Source organism: Larkinella harenae (genome assembly GCF_054780515.1).
Window position 1 is genome coordinate 80,544 of sequence record NZ_BAAGWE010000006.1, and the last position, 16,594, is coordinate 97,137.

The window sequence follows — 16,594 nt, forward strand, 5'->3', positions numbered from 1 at the left end:
GACCACAAAGACGGACTTTACCCCCACGCAGGGGTAGAAAGGTTTGACTGAACGGCGAAATCCGGCGTTTAAATTGTTATTTTTTCGGCCTGAACCGGACCGAAAAAATAGAAGGCGTTAGAGGTTAGAAGGCACCAGTCGGGCATAGTAAACGGAATCGAGGAACCGTCCCTCAAAGCAGATATTTTCCCGGAAATGTCCTTCTTTTCGAAAACCGTTTCGTTCCAGCAAACGGGCGGAAGCCGCATTTTCGGGGGCGATGACGGCTTCGATGGAATGGAGTTTCATTGTTTGAAAACCGTAGTCGATCACGACCTGCAGGGCCTCCTGCATCAGCCCCGTACCGTGGTGATCTGGGTGAAGCAGGTAGCCCACTTCTGCCCGCTCGTCTTCCTTCAGGATTTTTACAAAACCGATCGTGCCTATAATTTGGGGCGAGGTTTTCATGGCTATTCCCCAGGTAATGCGCTCATTCTGGCGACTGGCACTTTCGAAATTCTCAATCAGTAAAGCCGCATCAGCCACGGTTTTTGCGAGCGGACGGGCGATAAACCGCATCAGGGTTGGGTTGGAACGGAGGGCAAACAGATCATGCTGATCGGCTACGGTTAATTCCCGCAAGGTTAACCGCGCAGTTTCCAGCGTCGGAAAGGGGGTGAAATTGACGGTTAGCATAGCGGAGAGTCGGTTTAGGGCGTACGGTTTACAGTTTTGGGTTTACAGTGGGAGCTTTGCTGAACGGGACGAGTGGACTTTCTGCCAACCCCCTTGTACACCCAAACCGTAAACCGTACAATGTTCCACTGTTAAGAGATTAGGGGCGTATCCAGTTCGGCCAGTGATTGCAGAATTTCTTCCTGGGTTACTTCGTGTTCCACCAGTTTGCCGGACAAATATTGTTCGTAAGCGCCCATGTCGAAGTGGCCGTGACCGCAGAGGTTGAACAGAATCGTTTTGGCGGTTCCTTCTTCTTTGGCCCGTTCGGCTTCCCGAATGGCCGTGGCAATGGCGTGCGTCGCTTCCGGAGCCGGAATGATGCCTTCGGTTTTGGCGAATTTGATACCGGCTTCAAAACACTCCAGTTGCTTGAGCGCCTGGGCCTCGATCAGGTTGTCTTTTAACAACTGGCTCACAATGGCACCCGCGCCGTGGTAGCGTAGCCCGCCCGCGTGGATTGGGGCCGGAATAAAATTGTGGCCGAGCGTATACATAGGGAGCAACGGCGTCATGCCGACGGTATCGCCCAGGTCGTAACGGAATACACCCCGGGTCAGCTTCGGACAGGAGGCCGGTTCGGCGGCAATGCAGCGGATTTTTTTGCCTTCCTCCAGGTTATAGCGCAGGAACGGGAAGGTGATACCGGCAAAGTTGGAACCTCCGCCAAACGGAGCGACGATGATGTCGGGAAAATCACCGGCCTGCTCCAGTTGTTTGATGGCTTCCAGTCCGATCACGGTTTGGTGCATCAATACGTGGTTCAATACCGAGCCGAGGGCGTACTTGGTGTTTTCGTCCTGAAAAGCTAGCTCAACAGCTTCCGAGATGGCAATGCCCAGACTGCCCGGCGAGTTGGGATCAGCGGCCAGAATCTTCTTCCCGGCTTCGGTGCGGTTGGAGGGCGACGGATAAACGCTGGCACCCCAGGTGTTCATCATCAGTTTACGGTACGGTTTTCCGTCGTAACTAGCCCGGACCATATAGACTTCGCAGTCGATTCCAAACAGTTGACAGGCAAAGCTCAGGGCGCTGCCCCACTGCCCGGCCCCGGTTTCGGTTGTGATGCGCTTGACACCCGCCTGTTTGTTGTAATACGCCTGCGGAATTGCGGTATTGGGTTTATGCGAACCGGCCGGGCTGACTCCTTCGTATTTGTAATAGATTTTGGCGGGCGTGTCCAGCAGTTTTTCCAATCCGTAAGCCCGGAACATCGGCGTCGGACGCCAGATTTTATATAGTTCGCGCACCTCATCCGGAATGGTAACCCATTGATCGGTTGACACTTCCTGTTTGATCAGCTCCATCGGAAAAAGTGGAGCCAGCATGTCGGGGCCGATGGGCTCTTTGGTGCCCGGATGCAGGGGAGGAAGTGGCTTATTGGGCATGTCGGCCACGATATTGTACCATTTTTCGGGAATGTCGGCTTCGGTCAGGAGGAATTTTTTCTGGGACATGGGTTTTAAATAAATTTGAAGAATTAGGAAGCCCTAACTTACTAATTTACCCGTTGTATTGGAATGATCATTCGACAAATTAAGCCCGAAGAAACGTATAAATTACGCCATGAGGTGCTTTGGCCCGACAAACCCTTCGAGTATGTGATGTTGGAAGAGGATGCCGAAGGCTGGCATTTTGGGGCTTTCCGGGATGACGCGCTGGTTGCGGTTATTTCCTTGTTTGAAAAAGAGGGCGTGGCACGCTTCCGCAAATTTGCTACACATCCTGACTGCCAGCGGCAAGGCGTCGGGACCCAGTTATTGAGGCAGGTGATTGACGAGGCCCGGCAACGAGGGGCGCATACGTTGTGGTGTGACGCCCGGCTGTCGGCGGCTGCATTTTATCAACGATTGGGTATGGAACCGGAGGGAGTGGTTTTTTACAAAGGCGATCTACCATACTCGAAATATGTATTGCACCTCGCCTAAAAAAAGCCTGACAGGTCTCTCGGATCTGTCAGGCTTGAAAAGTAGATGGCAACATCAGCTTGGCTTACTTGAAGCTATTTTTCATGCTGTTGTGTAACGTCCGGGGGCTCCAGTAACCGCTGGCAATGATCCGGCGGACGCTCAGCAAGGGGTTTTCGTCGTCCCGTTTCTTCTCAGACAACTGGTAAGCGCTGATATAGCCCCGTTTCTTCAATTCAACCGTAGCTTCGTGGTTCCAGAGGCCAAACGGATACGCGAAATGGCGAACCGGTTTGCCGGTAATGGCTTCCAGTTTTTTGGTGGGTTCTTCAATCTGTGTCACCCAATCCTGGCCCTGGTACTTCTTCACGTTGTGATGATCCCAGGTGTGGCAACCAATGGTATGTCCGCGGTCGGCCAGGTCCTTGATCTGCTGCTTGTCCATGTAATGCTGGTAGCCCCGGCGACCGATGGATGCCGTCATGATAAAGAAAGCCGCTTTAAATCCGTGCTTCTCCAGGATGGGAGCCGCCAGCTCATATTGTTCCAGGTCGCCGTCGTCGAAGGTGATCATGACCGGTTTTTCGGGGAGCGACGCTCCGGTGGTCAGGTAGGCATAGAGCTGATCGGGCGAAATGGAGTGATAACCGCTGTCGGCCAGCATCTTGATTTGATCCTTGAACACCTGCACCGGCATGATGTAATCTTTCGCACTTTTCGAATCTTTTGGGCGCCACTCGCGCACCTGGTGGTAACAGAGAATAGGAACCTGTTTCCGGCTCAGAATTGTGGCAGCATCGGCAATTTTACTGGCCGGAATTGTCGCCGGATCAACCGTTGCTTCGGGTACGCTGGTGGTGAGCGAAGCGGGTTTGGCGGTGGCAACAGCCGCAGTTTGGGTTTCGGTGGTCTCCGTACTTTCGGTGCTTTCTTTTTTGGCAGTACAGGAAAAAAGGGTTGCGGCAGTCAGTAATGAAATGGCAAGCGGTAGCAGGTTACTTTTTGAAGTACGCATCATCATCCGGGGCGACACAGTTTAACGTAAATATTGGTTTGTCTCCCGGGCAATATACAGAAAAGGTTTCGTTGCAAACTTCGGGAAAGGGCCGCGGTCGACAATATTTTTTTAGCGGTTTTCCGACCGATTGATTTTCAGACGGAAAGGCGGTTTTGTAATCATATTTTTTCTAGGCCGTTGTTGAAACCGTACGAAACAAAAACAACCGTTTACCACATTTGGAAGGGGTAAACGGTTGACAGACTGAAGGGCGAACTGCCAGCGGTTAAGCCGTTTGTTGTTCTTCTTTTTTCAGACGTGCTTCGAGCCAGAACGTTCCAAAAGGAACTAGTGAGGCAATGAAAGCAACAACGACCCGACCAATGGACCAGCGCCGGTCGAATGTAACAGAAATCAGGGCCAGAATGTAAGCGATAAACAGCACGCCGTGCGCCCAGCCTACGTACTTAACCGCTAGCGGCCATCCAGCCATGTATTTCAACGGCATGGCAATTCCGAGCAGGACCAGGTACGAAATACCTTCCAATATACCAATCAGGCGAAAACGATCGAGTGGGGTTTTAAAAGAGAAATTCATATAGGTAACGAAATGAATCAAAAAACTGGAAATGAGACTACAAAGATACCCACGAACCGTTGAATATGTGCTATGATACCTTTTTTCGGAAACAAATTCATTCGTTCAATAACCGTTCAGGGTTCGTTGATCGTGGTAACTAAGTGAAGGGGTTGAGGGTGTTTGCCAGGGCTTGAGATCCGCGTAATTTAGCCAGTAGTCGTTGCTGCGCGGCTGAGTTACGGGTATTGATTTAGTCAGTCGGCAATAGCAGTCGTCTGTTCGTATCAGTTCATTGCTTTCGCTACGATCAACTGTGTCCGGGAGCGGATGCATTTCAGTAGATCAATGCTTGTATTCAACGATCGTTTTGAAGGACTAGTTGATGGGAAAAGCTATCATTGTAAGCAAATTAGCAAGGTGTTAGGGTTCGGAATGCAAAGTGCAACCCTGGTTGATACCCATTAGAAAAACCTTAGAATTGACATTTTTGCGGGCCATCTTTTGTTTCTGGCAGTTATTAAAAATGCGGGAATAGTGCAAAAACCGCTTGATCAACGTCGGATGTAGCCTCCGGAAAAACAATCTATATTATGGTTTTAGTCAATGCAGGAAAAGAAAAATTGCTCGAACTGGCGAATCAATCGCATGAGCATTCCATCTCTATTTTTATGCCAACGCACCGCCGGGGTAAGGAAGTTCTCGAACGGCAGGACGCGATCGCGTTTAAAAATCACCTTCAAACAGCCCGGCAAACACTGGAAGAGCAGTCGGTTCGCCCGGATGATATTGACGAGTTAATGCAGCCTTTGGAAGCCCTGCTGGATGATCCGAACTTCTGGCGGTTTCAGCATGAAGGGCTGGCTGCTTTCCGTAGTCCCGGTTATTTCGCAGTGTACCACAGCCCGTTGCCGTTGCAGGAAAACTTTCGGTTGGCATCCCGTTTTCAGTTGCGGCCCCTGTTGCCGTTTGTCCAGTCGTTTCCTGACTATTATTTATTGCAGCTGACCAAAAACGGTGTCATGCTCTACCGTGCCAATTATTTTTCCATCAACCTGGTTGAAACCGAGGGGGTGATGCCGTCTGATATGGGTGAGATTACCAAGTATTACGGTTTTGAAAAAGAATTGCAGGGACTGACCAAAGGGCAGGGTGGACTGGCAACGATGTACACCAGTGACGATTTGCAAAACAAAGAGAAGAATCACTTGCTGGCCGATTACTTTCGAAAGGTCGACGAGGGTATTCGCAGCCTGATTGGTGATCAGAACGTTCCGCTTGTGCTGGCGTCGGTCGATTACCTACAGCCAATTTATCGGGAGGTGAATACGTACCCTCACCTGGTGGAAGAAGGGCTGGAAGGCAGTTTTGAGCGTGTTCAGACTGATGAATTGCACCGCATGGCCAACGATTTGCTGGGCGATTCCCTCGAAGAAAAACGCCAGTTACGAATTAAACAATACCAGGACAATAGCGGGAGCGACCGGGTTTCGGATGAGCTGGTGCAATTGCTGGAAGCCGCAGCGACCGGTCGGATCGAAGCGCTTTTCGTTGGTGCGCAGGCGGAACAGTGGGGGCGTTTTGATGACAGTACGCTGACAACGGACCTGCACGATGAAGCCCGGGAAGACAGCGAATCCTTGATTGATACGCTGGCCCTGCTCACCCTGCGGTATGGCGGAGAAGTATACGTGCAGGAGGAAGTGAATCTGCTGGAAAACCGGCAGCCGGTTTTGGCAGCGGGCTTATTTCGTTTTTAATTCATTTTTAGTAGTCAACAACAAACCGTCTAGTATGGAATATAATATTGATAGCATCAAAATCGATCTGCAAACGGTGGGATTCAACGAAACACCTGAGTTGTTGGAGCAGGTTGAAGGTGAACTTCGGCGGATCATGCGGTTTCGGAAAGATATTGTAGCCGCCGACATATACCTGCGGGAAGAAGGCAGCAACCCGCAAAACAATAAAGTAGTACGCTGGCGATTAGGAATTCCGGGAAACGATTTGTTTGCGGAAGGCAACGGCGGCTCGTGGCCGGAAGGCTTGCGAGCAACCAGTGAAAAGCTGCGTCGCCAGTTTGTCGATTAATTTTTTTGTACTGAAAATGGGATGGGAAAAAGGAGGTTTCGGCCTCCTTTTTTAGGAGCTAAAAACCGCAGTTTGTGGTCACTTTTTCCAGCGCTCGTATTTTTTGCGCAGCAACGAAACCGCATTAGGGCCACCTTTAGGCTGGCCGAAAATTTGCAAATTCAGGGAAAGTCGGTTGGGGTGATCGCCCGGTTGAGCGACCATCAGAAACGCGCTCGAAGCCCGTTGTTCCCCGCATCGTTTATCGCCACCGGTTTCCGCACCCGCTTCGAGGGCCCGCATCAAAATTTCCTCAATTCGCAGCGACTCGCGTTGTCCTTTCAATACGGTATTCAGAATGGCTTGCAATTCCTGCTCACTAACCAGCGTGTTTCCCTGCACCGAAACACCGTTTGCGGTCAACGTTCCTTTGCTGGCGTGGGTTTCGGAACCCGTATACGTAGCCGGAGCAGACAGGTGGTTGAGGGTGACGACTGCGTACTGCTGTTGTTCAAAATCAAACTCCGGTTTTTTCAGGGCCGCAACGATTTCCTTAGGCGTGAAACCGGCCCGAATCATTTCCAGCCCTTTTTGCCGGGCTTCATGGTTGCTCATGGCCTGCACGATGATGGCGCCTTTGCCCGGAACAATCCGGCCAATTCCGTAGCAGTTGTACGTGCAGGATGCACCAGCGATGCCAATTTTACCGGTTTTTGCATCGATCAGGATAATCGACCAGGTGGCAAATGCGGGCAGGGATAATGAAAAAAAGAACAGGAGGGCAGCTACAAGTTTCATGGATTGTCGGGAGCGGTTTTTCCAAAGATGATCGCTGGGGTCTGGAGGTTGCAGACAGGCACCCTTTTCGGAAACAAAAAAGGCAAGCCGCAGCCTGCCTTTTGTTACTAGTATAATAAGATTGCTTATCCTACACTGCCTTCCAGGCTGATTTCCAATAACTTCTGGGCCTCTACGGCAAATTCCATCGGTAGCTGGTTCAGAACTTCCTTGGCGTAGCCGTTGATGATCAGTGCCACGGCCTGCTCCGTCGGAATACCGCGCTGGTTGCAATAAAACAGCTGGTCTTCCCCAATTTTTGACGTAGTGGCTTCGTGTTCGACGGTAGCCGACTGGTTATTGACCTCAATGTACGGAAAGGTATGGGCTCCGCAACGATCACCCAGCAATAGGGAATCACACTGGGAATGGTTCCGGGCATTTTCGGCCCGTTTGAACACCTGTACCAAACCCCGATACGCGTTCTGACTCCGACCCGCCGAAATCCCTTTTGACACGATCCGGCTTTTGGTATTTTTTCCGACGTGGATCATCTTGGTTCCGGTGTCGGCCTGCTGGTAATTGTTGGTGACAGCCACGGAATAGAACTCACCGATTGAATAATCACCTTTCAGAATCACCGACGGGTATTTCCAGGTGATAGCGGAGCCGGTTTCGACCTGCGTCCAGGAAATTTTGGCGTGGGGACCATCGCAGATACCACGTTTGGTGACAAAATTGTAAATACCGCCTTTTCCTTCCTTGTCACCCGGATACCAGTTCTGCACTGTCGAGTATTTGATTTCGGCATCTTTGGCTGCTACCAGCTCCACAACAGCCGCGTGCAACTGATTTTCGTCGCGCATGGGGGCCGTACAGCCCTCCAGGTAACTTACGTACGAACCTTCGTCGGCGATAATCAGCGTCCGTTCAAACTGGCCGGTTCCGGCGGCATTAATCCGGAAATACGTCGACAACTCCATCGGGCAGCGAACGCCCTTTGGAATGTAGCAGAACGAACCATCGGAGAAAACCGCCGAATTGAGCGCGGCAAAGAAATTGTCGCGCGGAGGAACTACAGAGCCCAGGTATTTCCGAACCAGTTCGGGGTGCTCCTGAACGGCCTCAGTCATGGAGCAGAAAATGATGCCCAGGTCTTTCAGTTTATCCTTAAACGTGGTAGCGATGGAAACCGAGTCGATAACGGCATCGACTGCCACGCCCGACAGCCGTTCCTGTTCCTGCAGGGAAATGCCCAGCCGTTCAAAAGTGGCCCGCAGTTCCGGATCGATTTCGTCGAGGCTATTCACTGTTTTTTTCTGCTTCGGGGCAGAATAATACTTGAGGCCCTGGTAATCAATCGGGGGGTACTTAAGGTTTGTCCAGTGAGGTTCTTTCTGGGTGATCCAATACCGGTATGCTTTTAACCGCCATTCCAACATCCATTCCGGTTCGTTTTTCTTGGCGGAGATAAACCGGACAATGTCTTCACTCAGACCAACCGGTGCCTCGTCCGCTTCAATCAACGTTTCGAAACCGTATTTATATTCGGAATTGGTAATGCTTTCTAAAATTTCAACGTCTTTGCTCATGATGGATTGCGGGGGTAATACACGCAAAAGTCTATAGGATAAACAAAACGGATAGGAGGTCTGTTCCGTTCAGATCAGGCAAATATCGGAAAGTTTCCTTTTATTTGGTAAATCCGGCCCCGGCCATTTCGCCGGGATAGCCCGTTGATTGGTTGGCGAAGCCGTCAGTCTTTATCCAGGGGCACATTGACGCCGAACGGGATGGGCCGGGAAATGCGTTCTTCCAGTGAGATAAATGTTTCGGTGCGCTGAATACCGCTTACTTTCTGAATTTTGTCGTGGAGGACTTCGCGGAGGTGTTGCGTGTCCCGGCAGACAATCTTGGCAAAAATGCTGTAAATGCCGGTTGTGTAGTGAATGTTGACCACTTCCGGAATTTTCATCAGTTCGCTGGCCACGGTTTCGTAGAGGGAGCTTTTGTCGAGGTAGATTCCCAGAAAACCGCTGATGTCCCAGCCAAGTTTGGTGTGATCAATCACGAGCTGAGAGCCCCGGACGATGCCCATCTGTTCCATTTTCTTCATTCGGACGTGCACGGTTCCACCCGAAACAAAAATTCGTTTACCAATTTCGGTATAGGCCATGTTGGCGTCTTCCATCAGCAACGTCAGAATCTTGAGATCAACATTGTCAATCTCTAAATTTTTCTCCATTTGAGCCGCGAAATTTTTAAAATCTTCAACAAATTAAGCAGTATTTTGAGAAAACAGAAATTTTTTTAAATTTTTTATGGAGAATTTGAAAAGGATTAGGGTAATTCATTACCTTTGTAACGTTGAATCAATCAGGGAGTCAGCTGATTGGTTTGACAAAGTTCTTTTTCAACACTGTAGGATGTCGAAATTGGCAGACGTGCCCTCCTGTCTCGGGGGTGGTGATTTCGGGATAAACGCAGCATAATGCCGCTTGCAAAAGCGACTGGGGTTGACCACCAGAAGTTGTACTGTAGCTAACCGCACCGTGGGTGGTTCGAGTCCCCCTCCTACAGCATATGGCGTGATGAACGAATCAGCCGCAACAAAATTAATGGCTTCGGCAACCCAACAGTTCAGGGGTTGCATTCCGATTGGTTTTTAGTTTGTTGATGAAGTGTAATCTTAACACGCCGGCTCAGGTTGAAGCCGGCGTTGTTTGTTTTTGGCCGATTCTGCGGCCGTTCGGGTGCTGAAGTTTGATTTTATGCGTATTTTGCCCGGGCAGCTTCATCTACTCATCCAATCCCGCACTCATTGCCCATGTCGGATACCATCACGCTTGGCGTACTTTTTCTGATTTTAGCCGTAGTTCTTACCACCGCCGATAGTTCGCTCCCGTTTTGGCAGAAATTTTACCACTACGTTCCGGCGACGCTTCTTTGCTACTTCATCCCTTCTTTATTAAATACCTTCGGTTGGGTTGATGCCGAAAATACGGCCCTGTACCCGATTGTTTCGCGCATACTGCTGCCCGCTTCGCTGGTACTTTTCACGCTGAGTGTTGATTTCAAAGCGTTTCGAAGGCTGGGCCGGAAATCCATTCTGATGTTTGCCGCTTCGGCCGTCAGTATCATGCTGGGCGGTCCGCTGGCCGTGTGGCTCATCGCACAGGTGGCCCCGGATCTGGTGGGCGGGCAGGGTCCGGATGCGGTTTGGCGTGGTCTGGCAACGCTGGCCGGAACCTGGATTGGGGGAGGGGCCAATCAAACGGCCTTGAAGGAGGTGTTTCAACCCAGCAGTGATTTGTTTTCGGCCATCGTCACCGTCGATGTATTTGTGTCCAATCTCTGGTTGGGCGTTTTGCTGTACGGTGCCAGTCGGGCCACCGCCATCGACCGCTGGCTACGGGCCGACGCCCGGGCGGTGGAGGAGGTAAAAGAGCGCGTTCGAAACCAGGTGGAAGCCATCCGGAAAATACCGTCGTCGACCGATCTGATCGTCATTTTGGCCGTCGGGTTCGGAGCTACAGCCATAGCTCACGCCTTGGCGGATGTGATTGCTCCCTACATCGACGCCCATTCTCCGCTGTTGAGTCAGTTTAGTTTAAACGCTCCTTTTTTCTGGATTGTAGGGTTGGCAACGGCCATCGGCATTGGGTTGTCGTTTACCAACGCCCGGCGTCTGGAAGGGGCCGGGGCTTCGAAAGTCGCCACGGTTTTTCTGTACCTGATGATTGCCACCATTGGGCTGAAAATGAACATCCTGGCCATTGCCGACCACCCCGGTCTGATTTTGGTCGGCATCGTCTGGATGTTGTTTCACGTCCTGCTGATGATTGGCTTCAGTCGCCTGATCCGGGCACCGTATTTCTTTCTGGCTGTTGGCAGTCAGGCCTGTATCGGAGGGCCAGCCACGGCTCCGATCATTGCGGCTGCCTTTCATCCGGTACTGGCTCCCGTTGGGGTTCTGATGGCCATTTTGGGCTACGCCGTTGGAACATACATGGGGTATATCTGTGGAATTCTGATGCAGGTAGCTTCTCCTTAATGCTTGACTTTCAGGGATTGGCAAGAGTTATTGGCAGGTCGGTAACAGTCAGCGGCAATCTGCGCTTTTTTCCGTAGTTTTGCAGGTAAAACCGAGATAGACAACCGTTTTCACCGCGTGAAACACATTCGTAATTTTTGCATCATTGCCCACATCGACCACGGTAAAAGTACCCTGGCCGACCGATTGCTGGAGTTTACCAAAACCGTTGGATCACGCGACATGCAGGCCCAACTGCTGGATGATATGGATCTGGAGAGGGAACGTGGAATCACCATCAAGAGCCACGCCATTCAGATGAATTATCTGTACAAAGGCGAGACGTACACGCTCAACCTGATTGATACCCCGGGTCACGTCGATTTTTCGTACGAGGTATCCCGGTCCATTGCAGCCTGCGAAGGTGCTCTGCTGCTGGTTGATGCTTCGCAGGGAACGGAAGCGCAGACCATTTCGAACCTGTACCTGGCCATGAATAACGATCTGGTGATCATCCCGGTACTGAACAAAATTGACCTGCCCGGTGCGATGCCGGAAGAAGTAAAGGACGAGATGGTAGACCTGATCGGTTGCGAGCGGGAGGATATCATTCCGGCCAGCGGTAAAGAAGGCATTGGAATTGAAGCCATTCTGAACGCCATCGTAGAGCGCATCCCGCCCCCGACCGGTGATCCGGATGGTGAGCTGCAAGCCCTGATTTTCGATTCTCAATTCAACTCCTACCGGGGTATTGAAGTTATTTTCCGGGTTAAGAACGGCCGTATTCGCAAGGGCGACAAGGTCAAGTTCATGGCTACCGGGAAAGAATATTTTGCCGACGAAATCGGGACACTTAAATTGGGCCAGGAGCCGAAAGATGTCATCGAATGTGGCGACGTAGGCTACCTGATTTCGGGAATTAAAGTAGCAAAAGAAGTCAAGGTAGGGGATACGATCACGCAATTGGCGAATCCCGCAGCTTCGGCTATTCAGGGGTTTGAAGAAGTAAAACCGATGGTTTTTGCCGGTATTTATCCGGTAGACACCAGCGAGTTCGAAGAACTTCGGGAAGCAATGGAAAAGCTTCAGCTGAACGATGCTTCGTTGGTCTGGGAACCAGAAACGTCGGCGGCTCTCGGCTTTGGGTTTCGCTGTGGTTTCCTCGGCATGCTGCACATGGAAATCGTACAGGAGCGCCTGGAGCGCGAGTTCGATATGACAGTCATTACTACCGTTCCGTCCGTGCGGTTTGAAGTCATCACAACCAAAGGAGAAACGCTTCAGGTGAGTGCCCCGGCCGATATGCCCGATCCCAGCAGTATCGACTGGATTGAAGAACCGTTCATCAAAGCCCAGATTATCAGTAAGTCCGAATATGTTGGGGCCATTATCGGCCTTTGCATGGATAAACGCTCGGTTTTCAAAAATCAGCTGTACCTGACCGCCGACCGGGTTGAACTCCAGTTTGAAATGCCGCTGGCGGAAGTCGTCTTCGACTTTTTTGACAAGCTGAAAACCATCTCGCGCGGTTATGCTTCGCTCGATTACGAGTTCCTGGGCAATCGAGAATCAAACATGGTGAAGCTCGACATTATGCTGAACGGCGAGGGGGTCGACGCCCTTTCGGCCATTGTTCACCGCGACAAAGCCTATGAATGGGGCAAAAAACTCTGCGAAAAACTGCGTGAACTGCTGCCCCGTCAGCAGTTTGAAATTGCAATTCAGGCGGCTATCGGTCAGAAAATTATCGCCCGCGAAACCGTGAAAGCCCTTCGTAAGGACGTTTTGGCCAAATGTTACGGTGGAGACATTAGCCGGAAGCGGAAACTGCTTGAAAAGCAGAAGAAAGGAAAGAAACGGATGCGGCAGGTTGGTAACGTCGAGATTCCGCAGGAAGCCTTCATGGCCGTTCTTAAGATCAACTAATTGGCACAATTTTAGTGCTTATTTTCGGTATTTCGTTGCTGGTTGGGTAAGGTTTAGGGCGTGCAAAACACCGCAGTGCTCCATCTGACCAGCGATGGAATACCGAATTTTTTTACAAATCTACCATGCGTGTTCAATATTTACTTGTTTGGCTAATCATTTTACTGGCAAAAACCGTATTGGCCCAACCGGGTACCCGAATTATAAAGAGGCATCTGACGGATTTTGCCATCCGGGCGCAGGACGAACAGAGCCGAGCGGAAATGGCAGCCTCGTATCAGGTGCGGGCCATTCAGGCGAAAAAGGTTTTTCGGGGGCAGAGCTCGGCGGGCCGGCCCTTTACGTTTACGCTGGGTCGCAGCGACACCGTGGTCGTCACTACCACAGCCAAAGGGTATTACACGGTAGAAGAAGTATTATTTGTCCCCTGCGATTCCTGCGCCAATTACGAGCACATCGCTCTGATGGAGAAACGAAAAAATGAAAAAGCGGTACCGACAAAAGAACCCGAAACCGACAGTATTTTCTACGATTTAAAAGTGAACGATCGAATCCGGCTGGATAATGTTTACTTTGATCAAAGTAGCTATGTGCTGCGAAAAGAATCCTATCCGCAACTCGACCGGCTCCTGAATACGCTCAGGCGATTCCCCAAACTGGTCATTGAAATTGCAGGTCATACCGACAACGTGGGCGATCGGCGGCTGAATCAGTCCCTTTCCGAAAACCGCGCCCGGGTGATTACCAACTACCTCATCCAGCGGGGAATTGCCGAAAACCGGCTGCAATATCAGGGGTACGGTGATACGCGCCCGGCGGCCCCAAACGATAACGAAGCCAACAAGAAAAAAAACCGTCGGGTTGAATTTACCGTGCTCAAAACATGAACCTTCCAACAGAGGATACGTAACGTAGAAAAACGATTCAAGTGGCAGAATATGTGCTGATTGTGGGCATTATTTCGGCGCGCCGAACGTTAACAAAAGGTTAGAAAACCAGATGTGGAATGCGTTATTTCGTTCGTGAAGATTCAATTGTGCGGCAAATATGGGGCGACTCCGACGTGATTTTATTGATTTTCGCCGGTGGAGCGGCCGAATTTGCCGTGAACCGGGCGGTTGATTGGCTTTTTTATACCGGAAAACTGCCTGCTGATCCCATCGGCCGGTTATTTTCGACGGTTAAGTACGCTCAGGAAATCGTGTTTATGCCGCATGAAAAAGCCGTTGGAGCCATTCATCGGATGCGGGCCATTCACGGTGGCGTTGAAAAAAGTCGGGGCTACCAGATTCCGGACTGGGCTTACCGGGATGTTTTGTATATGCTAATGGACTATTCGCAGCGGGCGTTTGAACTGCTGCACCGCCCCCTGACGACGCCGGAGCGCGAAGAAGTTTTTGATACATTCCGGCGCGTAGGCGAGGGCATGGGTATTCCTGAATTGCCGCAAACGTTCAAAGCCTGGAAAAAAGATCGCCAGGTTCATTTGGATCGGGATTTGGTGCGCAGCCCATTTACCGATAAACTTTTTAAGCGATACCAGGAAGAGTTGGGCAACTGGCGGTACGGGTTGCTGTTGCAGGCGCAGGCGATGCTGGTACCCGCAGCCGTTAAGCAACACCTGTCTTTACCCGATCGACCGCTACTGGCTTCCCTGATGTGGTTATATAAAGTGTCATTACGCTTAAAACTGCGGTCTGTTACCCAACAGATTTTGCTGCCAACCGAATACCTGGGGCAAATAAGAACCCTAGACCAGAAAAGTGCTGCTCACTAGTTTATTAGTTTACGGTGAGCTGACGCATGCTGCTAGTTGAATGCGTCAGCCCACCGTAAACGGTAAATCACTTCGGCCAGTGGGTTTCGATGCCCTGTTTGCGTACTAGATGTTGAAACTCTTCCAGCAACGGTTTTTTCTCCCGGACGGCACGGGGAATTACATTCTTGTCAAGGGAAAAGGCCACCAGTTGGCCGACGGCTTCGCCGATGCTCCATTCGACGGGATGCAATCGGTAACAGCCGTTGGTGATGTGTGTCGTTCCGATGTTCTTGTTGGCGGGCAGCAGATTTTCCATGCGTTGCGGTAACAGCGCTCCTAACGGTATTTGGAAAGGCAGCGATGGAAAATCAATGTAGTTATTGCCCCGACTGCTCGGGTGAAGATCGATATGGTAATACCCAATGCCCACACTATCGTAAAAATCGGCTGCGGTATTACCTGATTTCTGCCCCGTCACCAAAGCCCGATTGGCCGCGCCGACGTGCTCCTCCAAAACCGTGAAAACCGCTTTGATCCGGCGTGACTCCCGCACGTATGGGTATTTGGCCATGCCGTCTTCGGTTCCCATGATGTCGGGACGCAGCCGCAAGCCGGGCCATCCCTGACCACCATCCGGGCGGGGCGCTTCGGTTTGTAACCAGTAGAAAAAGGATAGGCTGAGCTGCTTCGCCCGCTCGACGTGTTTTTTGAACTCATTGTCGCTGACACCCACCAGGTTGCCCAACATGTAATCATTCTGTGGCCAGTTGACAACGGTAATGTCGCTGAGGAAGGTACCCGGCCGGAAATTGGCTTTATTAATCAGTCGCCGGTAATTCCACAGGTTAAGCATGGAGCCGGTTGCGATCCCTTCGGGGTGAAAACCCAGTTTTTTCGGTTCCAGGGTTGACGGATTGGAATAGGAGAGATCCAACAACTTGCCGGACCAGGCCGGAGATAAGTTGGGAACATGTTTTCGCCAGAAATCGTATTCCTTCGGTTTTTCGATCAGGTGCGTAACGGGTTTATTTTTTAGCAGGGGCACATAATCCATAGCAAAGCAGACCGTAAAAGCCTGTTGATTCGCCGGATCAGCTTTGTCCGGAGCGTGTAATTCGCCGGTTTCCTTTTTTGATTCTGTACCCATAACGAATTCGGTACCGGTCAGCGGCAGCAAATCACCTAGCTCGGTGGCATCCACAAAATACGGTGCGGATAAGACAACCGTCTTTCTACTGCGCAGGTTAACGGCTTTCAGTGCCCGCACCCGGTCGCCGGAGGTATCTGCACCGGTAATTTTGTGTTCCAGCAGCAGCGTTAGCTGCTGCGTGCTTAGATACGGGGCCAGCATGTCCTGCAAAACCGCCAGTGCCACCCGTGGCTCGTGGCACAAGCGCGAAACGGCACCGTCGCCGGGGTTGAGGTTTTTGCGGCTACGGGCTTCATCGGTTAGCGGGTAATTTCGGATGTAATAGTCCCGGACGGCCGTTCGGAAAGTTCGGTACAATTGGGTAGCCCCGTGGGTTTCAATCCATTGATGTTCATCGGGGGGAACACCCTGCTGCGAAATCTGCCCGCCAATCCAGTCTGTTTCTTCGGTCAGAATAACCCGTAAATTGGAACGCAGAGCCGCTAGAGCCGCGGCACACCCGCCTAGCCCTCCGCCCGCGATAACTACATCCGCTCCAAATTCGTTATGAGTATAAGGGAGATTTGCCAGGCGATTTTCGGCCTGTAAAGTTGCTGAGGAAAAAAGGGATAGGCTTGATGCGGCAGCGACTCCGCCAACGGAAACAGTTTCAAGGAAATTCCTTCGGTTCATAAAGGCTACGAA

General features: G+C 51.2%; 15 protein-coding genes. 7 read left to right on the top strand and 8 right to left on the bottom strand.

The window, feature by feature from the left end; genetic code table 11:
- Window positions 1-117: 117 nt before the first annotated feature.
- Both ACYVH9_RS23980 and ACYVH9_RS23985 read right to left on the bottom strand, forming a co-directional pair.
- A complete protein-coding gene (locus ACYVH9_RS23980; RefSeq protein WP_460638954.1) occupies window positions 118-675 on the bottom strand; it encodes a GNAT family N-acetyltransferase in 558 nt (185 codons plus the stop codon).
- A 131-nt stretch (window positions 676-806) separates the two neighbouring features.
- Window positions 807-2,171 carry a TrpB-like pyridoxal phosphate-dependent enzyme gene (locus ACYVH9_RS23985; protein WP_460638955.1) on the bottom strand — a complete coding sequence of 455 codons (1,365 nt, stop codon included), beginning with the start codon at window positions 2,169-2,171 and terminating at the stop codon, window positions 807-809.
- Window positions 2,172-2,234: 63 nt separating this feature from the next.
- Here ACYVH9_RS23985 and ACYVH9_RS23990 point away from each other — a divergent pair, with 63 nt between their 5' ends.
- Entirely contained in the window at window positions 2,235-2,642 is a 408-nt protein-coding gene (locus tag ACYVH9_RS23990; protein ID WP_460638956.1) for a GNAT family N-acetyltransferase, read from the top strand.
- Window positions 2,643-2,706: 64 nt separating this feature from the next.
- On the opposite strand, the gene ACYVH9_RS23995 is transcribed toward ACYVH9_RS23990, so the two are convergent.
- Both ACYVH9_RS23995 and ACYVH9_RS24000 read right to left on the bottom strand, forming a co-directional pair.
- Window positions 2,707-3,642, bottom strand: a complete 936-nt coding sequence (locus ACYVH9_RS23995) for a polysaccharide deacetylase family protein (RefSeq protein ID WP_460638957.1) — start codon at window positions 3,640-3,642, stop codon at window positions 2,707-2,709.
- Between the two features lie 262 nt (window positions 3,643-3,904).
- On the bottom strand, window positions 3,905-4,216 hold the full coding sequence (locus ACYVH9_RS24000) for a DUF3817 domain-containing protein (RefSeq protein ID WP_460638958.1): 312 nt from the start codon (window positions 4,214-4,216) through the stop codon (window positions 3,905-3,907).
- 572 nt (window positions 4,217-4,788) lie between these two features.
- Here ACYVH9_RS24000 and ACYVH9_RS24005 point away from each other — a divergent pair.
- Together ACYVH9_RS24005 and ACYVH9_RS24010 are read left to right on the top strand one after the other, a co-directional pair.
- Entirely contained in the window at window positions 4,789-5,955 is a 1,167-nt protein-coding gene (locus tag ACYVH9_RS24005) for a baeRF7 domain-containing protein (RefSeq protein WP_460638959.1), read from the top strand.
- Between the two features lie 34 nt (window positions 5,956-5,989).
- Window positions 5,990-6,286, top strand: coding sequence for an HPF/RaiA family ribosome-associated protein (locus ACYVH9_RS24010; RefSeq protein WP_460638960.1), 297 nt, complete (start codon window positions 5,990-5,992; stop codon window positions 6,284-6,286).
- A 78-nt stretch (window positions 6,287-6,364) separates the two neighbouring features.
- Here ACYVH9_RS24010 and ACYVH9_RS24015 read toward each other — a convergent pair whose 3' ends face one another.
- From ACYVH9_RS24015 to ACYVH9_RS24025, 3 genes are all read right to left on the bottom strand, one after another.
- A complete protein-coding gene (locus ACYVH9_RS24015; protein ID WP_460638961.1) occupies window positions 6,365-7,063 on the bottom strand; it encodes a DUF1028 domain-containing protein in 699 nt (232 codons plus the stop codon).
- Window positions 7,064-7,188: 125 nt separating this feature from the next.
- The gene (gene sufB / locus ACYVH9_RS24020) at window positions 7,189-8,634 is read right to left on the bottom strand and encodes a Fe-S cluster assembly protein SufB (protein ID WP_460638962.1); all 1,446 of its coding nucleotides are present in this window, start codon (window positions 8,632-8,634) and stop codon (window positions 7,189-7,191) included.
- 164 nt (window positions 8,635-8,798) lie between these two features.
- Window positions 8,799-9,287 carry an Lrp/AsnC ligand binding domain-containing protein gene (locus ACYVH9_RS24025; RefSeq protein ID WP_460638963.1) on the bottom strand — a complete coding sequence of 163 codons (489 nt, stop codon included), beginning with the start codon at window positions 9,285-9,287 and terminating at the stop codon, window positions 8,799-8,801.
- A 582-nt stretch (window positions 9,288-9,869) separates the two neighbouring features.
- Here ACYVH9_RS24025 and ACYVH9_RS24030 point away from each other — a divergent pair.
- From ACYVH9_RS24030 to ACYVH9_RS24045, 4 genes are all read left to right on the top strand, one after another.
- Window positions 9,870-11,096 carry a DUF819 family protein gene (locus ACYVH9_RS24030; RefSeq protein WP_460638964.1) on the top strand — a complete coding sequence of 409 codons (1,227 nt, stop codon included), beginning with the start codon at window positions 9,870-9,872 and terminating at the stop codon, window positions 11,094-11,096.
- 117 nt (window positions 11,097-11,213) lie between these two features.
- Complete coding sequence (lepA, locus tag ACYVH9_RS24035) at window positions 11,214-13,001, top strand: translation elongation factor 4 (protein WP_460638965.1); 1,788 nt, start codon at window positions 11,214-11,216, stop codon at window positions 12,999-13,001.
- A gap of 125 nt (window positions 13,002-13,126) precedes the next feature.
- Window positions 13,127-13,888: an OmpA family protein gene (locus ACYVH9_RS24040; protein ID WP_460638966.1), complete on the top strand. Its 762-nt coding sequence runs from the start codon at window positions 13,127-13,129 to the stop codon at window positions 13,886-13,888.
- Between the two features lie 119 nt (window positions 13,889-14,007).
- On the top strand, window positions 14,008-14,778 hold the full coding sequence (locus ACYVH9_RS24045; protein WP_460638967.1) for an oxygenase MpaB family protein: 771 nt from the start codon (window positions 14,008-14,010) through the stop codon (window positions 14,776-14,778).
- Between the two features lie 67 nt (window positions 14,779-14,845).
- On the opposite strand, the gene ACYVH9_RS24050 is transcribed toward ACYVH9_RS24045, so the two are convergent.
- A complete protein-coding gene (locus tag ACYVH9_RS24050; RefSeq protein ID WP_460638968.1) occupies window positions 14,846-16,582 on the bottom strand; it encodes an FAD-dependent oxidoreductase in 1,737 nt (578 codons plus the stop codon).
- Between the last annotated feature and the right edge of the window lie 12 nt (window positions 16,583-16,594).

Coding starts and splice junctions, on each gene's coding strand:
- ACYVH9_RS23980 (WP_460638954.1), bottom strand. CDS start 675: ATGCTAACCGTCAATTTCACCCCCTTTCCGACGCTGGAAACTGCGCGG.
- ACYVH9_RS23985 (WP_460638955.1), bottom strand. CDS start 2,171: ATGTCCCAGAAAAAATTCCTCCTGACCGAAGCCGACATTCCCGAAAAA.
- ACYVH9_RS23990 (WP_460638956.1), top strand. CDS start 2,235: ATGATCATTCGACAAATTAAGCCCGAAGAAACGTATAAATTACGCCAT.
- ACYVH9_RS23995 (WP_460638957.1), bottom strand. CDS start 3,642: ATGATGATGCGTACTTCAAAAAGTAACCTGCTACCGCTTGCCATTTCA.
- ACYVH9_RS24000 (WP_460638958.1), bottom strand. CDS start 4,216: ATGAATTTCTCTTTTAAAACCCCACTCGATCGTTTTCGCCTGATTGGT.
- ACYVH9_RS24005 (WP_460638959.1), top strand. CDS start 4,789: ATGGTTTTAGTCAATGCAGGAAAAGAAAAATTGCTCGAACTGGCGAAT.
- ACYVH9_RS24010 (WP_460638960.1), top strand. CDS start 5,990: ATGGAATATAATATTGATAGCATCAAAATCGATCTGCAAACGGTGGGA.
- ACYVH9_RS24015 (WP_460638961.1), bottom strand. CDS start 7,063: ATGAAACTTGTAGCTGCCCTCCTGTTCTTTTTTTCATTATCCCTGCCC.
- sufB (WP_460638962.1), bottom strand. CDS start 8,634: ATGAGCAAAGACGTTGAAATTTTAGAAAGCATTACCAATTCCGAATAT.
- ACYVH9_RS24025 (WP_460638963.1), bottom strand. CDS start 9,287: ATGGAGAAAAATTTAGAGATTGACAATGTTGATCTCAAGATTCTGACG.
- ACYVH9_RS24030 (WP_460638964.1), top strand. CDS start 9,870: ATGTCGGATACCATCACGCTTGGCGTACTTTTTCTGATTTTAGCCGTA.
- ACYVH9_RS24040 (WP_460638966.1), top strand. CDS start 13,127: ATGCGTGTTCAATATTTACTTGTTTGGCTAATCATTTTACTGGCAAAA.
- ACYVH9_RS24045 (WP_460638967.1), top strand. CDS start 14,008: ATGCGTTATTTCGTTCGTGAAGATTCAATTGTGCGGCAAATATGGGGC.
- ACYVH9_RS24050 (WP_460638968.1), bottom strand. CDS start 16,582: ATGAACCGAAGGAATTTCCTTGAAACTGTTTCCGTTGGCGGAGTCGCT.